The organism is Alkalibacterium putridalgicola (genome assembly GCF_900109825.1).
Taxonomy (GTDB): domain Bacteria; phylum Bacillota; class Bacilli; order Lactobacillales; family Carnobacteriaceae_A; genus Alkalibacterium; species Alkalibacterium putridalgicola.
Map to the genome: position 1 here is coordinate 48,000 of NZ_FOBL01000017.1, position 9,732 is coordinate 57,731.

The 9,732-nt window shown below is 43.6% G+C and carries 9 protein-coding genes; 7 read left to right on the plus strand and 2 right to left on the minus strand.

Features of this window, described 5'->3' with window-relative positions; all coding sequences use genetic code 11:
• Positions 1-116 precede the first annotated feature (116 nt).
• Complete coding sequence (locus tag BMX84_RS06990) at positions 117-746, minus strand: trimeric intracellular cation channel family protein (RefSeq protein WP_091488398.1); 630 nt, start codon at positions 744-746, stop codon at positions 117-119.
• A gap of 319 nt (positions 747-1,065) precedes the next feature.
• Here BMX84_RS06990 and BMX84_RS06995 point away from each other — a divergent pair, with 319 nt between their 5' ends.
• The 7 genes from BMX84_RS06995 (at position 1,066) to BMX84_RS07025 (ending at position 9,046) form a co-directional block, all read left to right on the plus strand.
• On the plus strand, positions 1,066-1,350 hold the full coding sequence (locus BMX84_RS06995) for a YkvA family protein (protein ID WP_177165498.1): 285 nt from the start codon (positions 1,066-1,068) through the stop codon (positions 1,348-1,350).
• Positions 1,351-1,831: 481 nt separating this feature from the next.
• Positions 1,832-2,668, plus strand: coding sequence for a BglG family transcription antiterminator LicT (licT, locus tag BMX84_RS07000; RefSeq protein WP_091488401.1), 837 nt, complete (start codon positions 1,832-1,834; stop codon positions 2,666-2,668).
• 167 nt (positions 2,669-2,835) lie between these two features.
• The gene (locus BMX84_RS07005; protein ID WP_091488403.1) at positions 2,836-4,788 is read left to right on the plus strand and encodes a beta-glucoside-specific PTS transporter subunit IIABC; all 1,953 of its coding nucleotides are present in this window, start codon (positions 2,836-2,838) and stop codon (positions 4,786-4,788) included.
• Between the two features lie 78 nt (positions 4,789-4,866).
• Entirely contained in the window at positions 4,867-6,306 is a 1,440-nt protein-coding gene (locus BMX84_RS07010) for a glycoside hydrolase family 1 protein (RefSeq protein ID WP_091488405.1), read from the plus strand.
• 388 nt (positions 6,307-6,694) lie between these two features.
• Positions 6,695-7,690, plus strand: a complete 996-nt coding sequence (locus BMX84_RS07015) for an aldo/keto reductase (protein WP_091488406.1) — start codon at positions 6,695-6,697, stop codon at positions 7,688-7,690.
• A 36-nt stretch (positions 7,691-7,726) separates the two neighbouring features.
• The gene (locus BMX84_RS07020; RefSeq protein WP_091488408.1) at positions 7,727-8,596 is read left to right on the plus strand and encodes an aldo/keto reductase; all 870 of its coding nucleotides are present in this window, start codon (positions 7,727-7,729) and stop codon (positions 8,594-8,596) included.
• A 60-nt stretch (positions 8,597-8,656) separates the two neighbouring features.
• A complete protein-coding gene (locus BMX84_RS07025; protein WP_091488409.1) occupies positions 8,657-9,046 on the plus strand; it encodes a MerR family transcriptional regulator in 390 nt (129 codons plus the stop codon).
• A 477-nt stretch (positions 9,047-9,523) separates the two neighbouring features.
• Here BMX84_RS07025 and BMX84_RS07030 read toward each other — a convergent pair.
• The coding region (locus BMX84_RS07030; RefSeq protein ID WP_177165499.1) for a transposase at positions 9,524-9,732 on the minus strand (209 nt) is incomplete at its 5' end.

A 9,732-nucleotide genomic window follows, 5' to 3' on the forward strand; every position in this document is an offset into this window, starting at 1 on the left:
GCATGCCTCTTATCTCTCCACTAGGAAAATAGTTTCTTAAGCATAAGAAAAGCACTTTTGCCTGAACCAATTCTGGTCCGAAACAAAAGTGCTTGCGTAGTCAGTTTGTTAAAACGTTATTCTTCGGGATCGAAGCCGATCCGCTTCTGTGCAGAGAAATAATGAGGAAGCGTCCATTTATAGTAGACAGAGGCAACTCGAAGCGCGATGAGAGCAACGAAGAGGACCGTTACGACGTAGGGCCCGCTGATCCAGCCAAGTCCAATAAACAGACCAGCAAAGGCGGCCCACAAAGCATAGATTTCTGAATAGAAGATCATGGGTTTGCGTCCGGTGAGCAAATCCCGCACCATTCCTCCGCCGGAACCGGTCAAAACAGCGGCAGTCACGACGGCAACTAATGGCGCATCGATCGAGACGGCATAATTGGCACCCTGAATAGCAAACGCAGCCAGTCCTACGGCATCGAAAAAGACGGCAGTGTGTGTGAAGTGTGATTTCCATTTATGCGGGAAGAAAAAGGCAAAGGTAATTGAAACAAAAGCGATGATAAATAAGTTTCTTTGTATCCATATCCCTTCGACAGAAGCTCCTAAGAGCAGGTTCCTTATCGTCCCGCCGCCAAAAGCTGTGGTGAACCCGAGGATATAGGCTCCCAGCAAGTCATAGTTTTCTTCTGAAGCAACCAGCGTCCCGCTTATCCCAAACGCGATGGCACCCAATATATCCAGTACAGCCCAATTCACTTGACCACTCCTTAATCCTTGATTATTTAAACTTATTCGCAGCAGTACAGTTATTTATGAGTCAAAATAAATCATAACTTAAGTCACGCTCTAACTATTCTAGCCCTTTACGATGAGAAAGTCTAATGGGAAGCAGTCGAAGGAGCGATAAAGAAGGACTGAGCTTTCAGTGGTGAGGTCATGAAAGATAGTCCTTAAGACTGATTTATTCTATCTATGGTTGAGGTATACTAATACTGTACAAAAAAATGCCTAGGATGCTGGTAACCAATAACTAGCCAACTGACGCGTATCACTACGCATGAAAGGATGCTGAATGATGAAACTTCACAAAAAACAGAACAAAACACCGATGAAAAAAATTAAATCATTAGCTATGTCTCTTTTTGATGCCAAAGTCGAAACGAAAAAGAAAGTGATGGTCGCAGGGATCATTCTATATATCCTGAGTCCTGTCGATATCATTCCAGACTTCATTCCAATGGTGGGTTATGCAGATGACATCATCCTGCCGATCCTGCTGCTGGTCGCAGAGAGACTTCTTTCTGGAGACGATGAATCCGAACCTGTCCGTGTCCGTAAAGAAGCAGAAAAAGTCGACTGATCATCACTATGGAGCTCCTTCTATACTTAAGAAGGGGCTTTTTTTATGGATAACGTTTTATCTTAAGGACTGAAGCCGGATAAGAGGAAAACTCCTTAAGTTTCACCGGAATCTTAAGAAGCAGCCGGCAAAAGTGAAGCAACTGCTTAAGTTTGATGCTAAACTTCAGGAGTCTGTATAGAATACGGGATCACTCCTTAAGTTAATGAAATGAAAAGGACGCTGAGTGGATAAAGCGGAACCATGAAATCAGAAATTTATAAAAAAACGCTTGCAAGATTATTTTCCGCATGCTATAGTGTAATCACAATCAAATAAGAGGAAAATAGTTGGATTGTTACTGGTCTTTTAAAGATGCAGGCAAAACCTGAATTGATCCGAGAACGCTGCTTTGGGAAATGTATACCCAAAGGAGGTTTGGGATGAGTTTAGGTTTATTTTTTTGCTATAATCGACATTTAGGGGGTGTCAGTATATTGGAATGAAAATCGAAAAAATATTGAACAATAATGTCATACTCACATTGAACGAGTCCAATCAGGAAACGGTCGTTATGGGGAGAGGGATCGCGTTTCAGAAAAGAGTAGGAGACATTATAGAGTCTGAAAAGATCGAAAAGACCTTTATCCCTGAAGGTCGGGATGTCATGGAACATTTATCGGATCTATACCGCGATATCGATCCAGATATCCTCGAGGTAGCGACAAACGTTATCAAATATGCTCAAAGTGTCCTCAGATTAAAATTAAGCAATCATATTTATTTAACCTTACCTGATCACTTGAGTTATGCGATCAGTCGTACCAAAGAAGGGCTTGAAATCAAGACGCCATTGATCTGGGAAATCAAGCGTTTTTACAAAGTGGAATATGAAATCGGAAAAAAAGCGATCGAACTGGTCAAGAAAGAAATGGATATCCAGTTGCCGGAATCGGAAGCAGCTGCGATCGCCCTTCATATCGTGAATGCGAGAGAAGATGATTCTGACCTGGGCGTAACGATTCGTATGACTGAGATCGTTCAAGACATTCTCAATATCGTTCATTTCTATTATGGCCAGACGTTTGATGAAGAGTCGTTTCAATACACGCGATTCATCACCCACCTGCAGTATTTTGCAAGGCGCCTCCTCAATCAAGAACGGCGGGAATCGAACGATGATTTTCTCTATAAGCAGATACAGCAGAAATACAAGAAAGCGTTTAAATGCACAGAGCGGATCAACGATTACCTGAAAAAGGTAGAAAATACCTCTCTGACAATGGATGAACAGCTGTACTTAGCGATACACATCCAGCGCGTCACAACTGAAAAATAATCTATCAATGATGGATTGTTACTGGTTCGACCAGGCAAAACCTAAATTGGTAGTCAAGACACTTATCTGCCTGGAGCAGACGTGTATCCTTGACTATTGATTTGGGTTTTTTGATTATATGGGAATAAAATTTAAAAATAAAAACAAAAAGAAAGAAGGAAAACGAAATGGCATATGAAGAATTAGCCAAAAAAATCATCGACAATATCGGTGGTACAGAAAACGTCATTAGCGTCACACACTGCATTACGCGTTTACGCTTTAAGTTAAAGGATGAAGAGAAAGCGAATACAGAAACGCTGAAAAACATGGATGGTGTTGTTACGGTCATGAAGAGCGGCGGACAATACCAGGTCGTTATCGGAAACCACGTACCTGATGTCTATGAACAGGTATTAAAAGAAGGAAACTTAGGAAACGCAGCTGAATCATCTGAGGATTCCGGTGAAAAAGGGAATCCGTTTGACCGATTCATCGATTTAGTGTCAGGCATTTTCCAGCCCGTACTTGGCGTACTTGCTGCAACCGGTATGATCAAAGGGTTTCTGGCATTATTTGTTGCCGCAGGATGGCTGTCTAATACATCCGGTACCTATCAGATTTTAAACGCCACAGGAGATGCACTGTTTTACTTCTTCCCTATTTTCTTGGGTTATACAGCTGCCAAGAAATTGAATCTGGCACCCTTTATCGGTATGGCGATTGGTGGAGCACTGGTCTATCCGAGCATGGCCGGATTATCTGGCGGAGAAACCTTATACACCCTTTTTGAAGGAACTGTTTTCGCTTCACCGGTAGTCCTTGAATTTATAGGCATACCAGTCATCTTACCTCAAGGTGGATATGGCTCTACGGTTATCCCGATTATTTTGTCAGTGATATTCGCTGCTAAAATCGAAAAACTGATGAAAAAAGTAATTCCAGATGTTATTAAACTGTTTATCGTTCCATTCGCAACACTGCTGATCGTTGTGCCATTGACATTTATCGTTATCGGACCTATAGCCAACATTGCAGCAAACATGATCGGTGCAGCCACTTTAGCAATATATGACTTCAGCCCTATCGTTGCCGGTCTGGTCATTGGTGGGTTATGGCAAGTACTCGTTATTTTCGGCCTGCACTGGGGACTTGTGCCAGTGGCCATCAACAACTTGTCTGTATACGGATTTGATCCAATCTTGGCGTTATCATTCATCGCATCATTTGCACAAACAGGTGCCATCATCGGTGTCATGCTTAAAACAAAAGAGCAGAAAGTTAAAACTCTGAGCATCCCGGCTATCATTTCTGGACTCTTTGGTGTAACGGAACCAGCTATCTATGGTATTTCATTACCACTTAAAAAGCCATTCATCATCAGCTGTATTGGTGGGGCGCTTGGTGGAGCAGCACTAGCTGTGATCAATGCGAGAAGTTTCATCATTGGGGGTCTGGGTATATTCGGTTATACTAACTTCCTGAACCCGGCTGAGCCTGGACTGGGTATGGTACCTTGGATCATTGTTATCAGTGTTGCCGGTCTGATCTTTGGTGCAGTCGTCACTTATATCGTTGGCTTTGGTACATTATTTGAAGAAAACAAAGTTGCTACAGCCCAAGGCGTTGAATCAAAACCTGTAACTGAAGGTGCTGTGATTCAGGCTAATGGCGAAACATATATTGAAAAAGAAGTATTGGCAAGTGTTATGGAAGGACATGTTATTCCTTTGAGTCAAGTCGAAGATGAAGCCTTCTCTTCAGGTGCAATGGGTAAAGGTGTGGCTGTAGAACCAGTCAACGGAAAAGTTGTTTCGCCTGTTACTGGTGAGGTGACAGTACTCTTCCCGACACATCATGCAGTCGGTATAAAAAGTGATGAAGGTGTCGAAGTACTGATCCATATCGGTATGGATACTGTACAACTTGACGGTAAAGGCTTCACGCCACATGTCAAAGTGGGTGACAAAGTGACTGCCGGTCAGCTTCTTATCGAATGTGATCTGGATGTTATAAGAGATGCAGGTTACAGCGCAGTGACACCAGTCATCGTGACCAACTCAGATGAATATCTGGATGTCATCACAACAGATGAAAAAGCAATTAAATCTGCTGATCATCTGATGACTGTCGTAATCTAAAGAACCAGCTTTATAGAAGAGGCAGAGAAGTTTACTGCCTCTTCATTACTTAAAAAAGAGAAAAGGGGAACGTTTATAATGAATGAAAAAGGATTTAAAGATGACTTTTTATGGGGCGGCGCAACAGCTGCCAATCAATTTGAAGGTGGATTTGATGAAGGCGGCAGAGGACTGAATTTGGCCGATGTCCTGCCTGGCGGAAAAGAACGCCTGAAGCTGCTGGCTTCTTCCGGCTTTGATTTTGAAATGGATACAGAAAAGTATTCATATCCCAACCACGAAGGCATTGATTTTTATCACCGCTATAAAGAAGACATCGCTTTGTTTGCGGAAATGGGCTTCAAAGTCTTCCGTCTGAGTATTGCCTGGAGCCGTATCTTTCCAAAAGGGGACGAAATGGAGCCAAATGAAGAAGGACTGGCCTTTTACGACCGTGTCTTCGACGAACTGGCAAAATACGATATCGAACCTTTAGTGACCATCGCGCATTACGAAACACCGCTGCACTTGATCAAAGAATACGGCGGCTGGAAAAACAGAAAACTGGTCGAGTTCTTCGACCGTTACGTTGAAGCAATCTTCACGCGCTATCAGGATAAAGTAAAATACTGGCTGACATTCAACGAAATCAATGGCGCAACTCATATGCCGTTGTTTGGTCTGGGTTTCTCTCCTGAAAGTGAAGAGACACGTCTGCAGGAAAGCTTCCAGGGACTGCACCATCAGTTTGTGGCAAGTGCCCGTGCGGTTCAGAAGGGACATGAGATCATCCCTGAATCACAAATCGGCTGCATGCTGATTTATGCACCGGTCTATCCATATAATTCAAATCCTGAGAATGTGATGCATGCCAGAAAAGAAGCAGATCTGTTCAACTTCTTCTGTGGGGATGTTCAGGTACGCGGTGCGTATCCGTACTTTATCGACCGCTACTTCGAAGAAAATGACATTTCAATCGAGATGGAAGACGGCGATCTGGAAACTATAGCTAATGGAACGGTCGACTTTATTTCATTCAGCTACTATATGTCCCGTACAGACAAGAAAGAAAAATCACCTGAAGAAATGGGTCAGGGCAACCTGATCGGCGGCGTTAAAAACCCATTCCTTGAAGCCAGTGACTGGGGCTGGGAAATCGATCCGGTCGGTCTGCGTATTTCATTGAATGAACTATACGGACGTTACCAGAAACCACTGATGATCGTTGAAAACGGTCTGGGTGCTTATGATAAAGTTGAAGAAGACGGATCCATTCAGGATGACTACCGTATCGATTATTTGCGTGAACACATTGCTGAAATGAAAGAAGCCGTCAAAGATGGCGTCGATGTCATCGGCTATACCTCTTGGGGATGTATCGACCTGGTCAGTGCATCGACCGGTGAATACTCTAAACGTTACGGCTTCATCTACGTCGACAAGCACGATGACGGCTCCGGAACAATGGAACGCAAGAAGAAAAAATCATTTGACTGGTACAAACAAGTCATCGAGTCAAACGGTGAAGATCTGAAGTAAATAAGTATGAACGCAGCACTGATGGATCTGACTCGACGGTCGGGTTTGTCAGTGCTTTTTCAGAAAGATCATACACGCTGTTCAGCGCGTATGACCACTTGTATAGAATCAGGGTCAGCAGTCCGAAACGTCAGGAGTGAGACTGAAAATGTCGTCCACTTCTGACGTTTCAGACCGAACTTCAGGAGTCTGGAGAATATAAAGTGAAACTCCTGAAGATCAGGCATTATCTTCAGGAGTTTCAGAAGAAACAGCCGTCACTTCTTAAGATAACGGGTAGGGACAAGAAAATCTGGTACTTATCTTAAAAAAGGTCAGAGTCTCAGTTGACTTAAACCCGACTTTAAGTGGTACAGTTAAGCTATTAAATCAAAGGAGAGTGCGATACATGAGAACGGTAAAATTCGGAAATACAGGAATGGACGTCACACCGATCTGTCTGGGGGCAATGAGTTTTGGGGATCCGGAAAACTGGATCCACGACTGGGTCTTGAAAGAAGAGGACAGCCGCAAGATCATCAAGCATGCCCTGGACGCGGGCATCAATTTTTTCGATACGGCCAATGTCTATTCCAAAGGCGAAAGTGAACGGATCTTAGGCAAGGCACTGAATGATTTCGCTGAGCGCGAAGATATCGTGGTAGCCACCAAAGTCCACGGCTCGATGCGGGACAAACCGAACGGCGGGGGATTGTCACGAAAAAATATCATGCATGAGATCGACCAGTCGCTCGAGCGTCTTGGGATGGATTATGTCGATTTGTATATCATCCACCGCTGGGATTACGATACACCGATCGAAGAAACGATGGAAGCTCTGCATGATGTGGTCAAGTCTGGGAAAGCACGTTATATCGGTGCATCCGCCATGTTTGCCTGGCAGTTCCAGAAAGCCCAGTATGTCGCTGAGAAGAATGGCTGGACGAAATTTGTGTCGATGCAGAACCACTATAACCTCTTGTACCGTGAAGAAGAACGTGAGATGAATCCGCTTTGTGAAGATCAGAAAATAGCTTTGACGCCATACAGCCCGCTGGCATCTGGACGCCTGGCGCGTGACTGGTCTGTGGAAACGGAGCGTTCAAAGACAGATAAAATTCAGGAAATGAAATATGGCGAAACAGAAGAGAAGGACAAGCGCATTGCAGATCGCGTAGGCGAATTAGCCGATAAAAAAGGCGTTTCCCGTCCTCAAGTCGCTTTAGCCTGGCTGCTCCATCAGCCGCAGGTGGTATCTCCTGTTATTGGTGCAACAAAAGCCAAATACATCGATGATGCAGTCGCCGCACTTGACGTAACTTTAACAAAAGAAGAAAGGGACTATCTGGAAGAGCTGTACGTACCGCACAAAGTTGTTGGTGCTATACCTTATCCGACTAACTAAACTCAACGGTAAGAATATCTAAGGAGGAAAAGAATAATGGAAACAATCAAACTGAACAATGGACTGGAAATGCCTTTACTTGGCTTTGGGGTCTTTCAAATCCCGGATGAAAACGAATGTGAACAGGCAGTACTCGATGCACTCGAAACCGGGTATCGTCTGATCGACACGGCGCGTTCATACACGAATGAAGAAGCGGTAGGCAGAGCGATCAAAAAGAGTGGCGTGCCAAGAGAAGAGATTTTCCTGACAACTAAACTCTGGATCGAAGATACCGGATACGAAAGTACCCTGGCTGCGGTCGACGAAGCACTGGAACGCCTGCAGGTCGATTATATCGATCTCTATCTCATTCATCAGCCATACGGCGATGTATACGGTTCATGGAGAGCGATGGAGGAACTGAATAAAGAAGGCAAACTTAAAGCAATCGGGGTAAGCAATTTCCATTCAGACCGCTTAGTTGATCTGATCCTGCATAATGACGTGACACCGGCAGTCAATCAAATTGAAACCCACCCATTCTATCAGCGTAAAGAAGATCACGCTGTCATGGAAGAGTATGGCGTTGTTCATGAGTCATGGGCGCCTTTTGCAGAAGGAAAAGATGATATTTTCAATAATGATACGCTCGTCGAGATCGGTAAGAAGTACGATAAGACAGCGGCTCAGGTCATCCTGCGCTGGCTGACTCAGAATAACATTGTTGCGATACCAAAATCTGTACACAAAAACAGAATCGAACAGAACTTTAACAGTCAGGACTTTACTTTGTCTGAAGAGGACATGAACAGAATTTCTGAACTGAACGAAGGACAGTCCCTCTTCTTTGATCACCGTGATCACGAAATGGTCAAGCGATTTTCAGGTGTATCGATCGCAGACCGTGAACAGCAGAAAAAATAGAACGTCTAGACGCTGCGCTTAACGGATAGACTTAAAGCGAAGGTTAAGGAGGAACGATATATGAATATATCCACGGTCGCCAAAGAAATGAGTTTAAGTCCCTCAACCATTCGCTACTATGAAAGCATTAATCTGCTTCCACCTATTACAAGGAACAAAGCGGGGGTCCGTACATTCAGTGAAGAAGATTTGAAATGGATCGACTTTATTGCCTGCATGAGAACGGCGGGACTGTCGCTGGATGTGCTGAAGCGCTATACGGACCTTGTGCGTGAAGGCGACGATACCCTTTTAGAACGCAAAGAGATCCTAATAGAAGAAAGAGAACAGCTTTTGAAGAAAAAAGAGGAAATGGAAAAAGTCATCGACCGTCTGGATTACAAGATCGAAGACTACGAAGGCAAACTGCTGATTAAAGAGCAGCAGATGCTGCAAACAGACGGAGAATAAGAAAAATCATTATTTCCTAAAAATATAATTTTTTAAAAATTGTATAGCTTGTTTTAAATAGACGTTGTATTAATGGGAAAATATCTAAACGTTGAAAGATGAAAGAAAAAAGTATTATCAAAAAAGCGAGTGAAACCAGAAAAGTATTCTGATCAGCACTTACACTAGCTGTCCAGAGGAGAAGGCGACAACCTGTCCTGAAAACTACAGCAGGTAGGGGCAGGTTGCTCTCCGAATGTTCCCATCATTCATTATATACAGGTCCGTCTCAAATCGTATCAAGTCTATAGATGTATGTTTAAATACAATAACGTAACTGGTGAAAATCCCAGTCTCGTTGCTAAAATCAAAACCACCAGTGTGAACTGGTGGTTTGCTCTGCGGCTGAAAGCCTCTCTTACCGGCCTTGGCCTGAAAGGCCCACTGAGTGAGTTTCCCTTATGCACCACATTCACTCACTGATTCTAAAAGAATCGTCTATTTCTTCTTGTTCTTATGTCCCGTAAACGGATCATATTCTTCGAATAATGTTAGCTGATCGCTCATATAGTCTTCTCGAAGCTGATTCCTAATATACTCTTCGATCTGTTTCCTATTTCGACCGACTGTGTCGACAAAGTAGCCCCGACACCAGAACTTTCGATTCCCATATCGGTATTTTAAATTGGCATGTCGATCGAAAATCA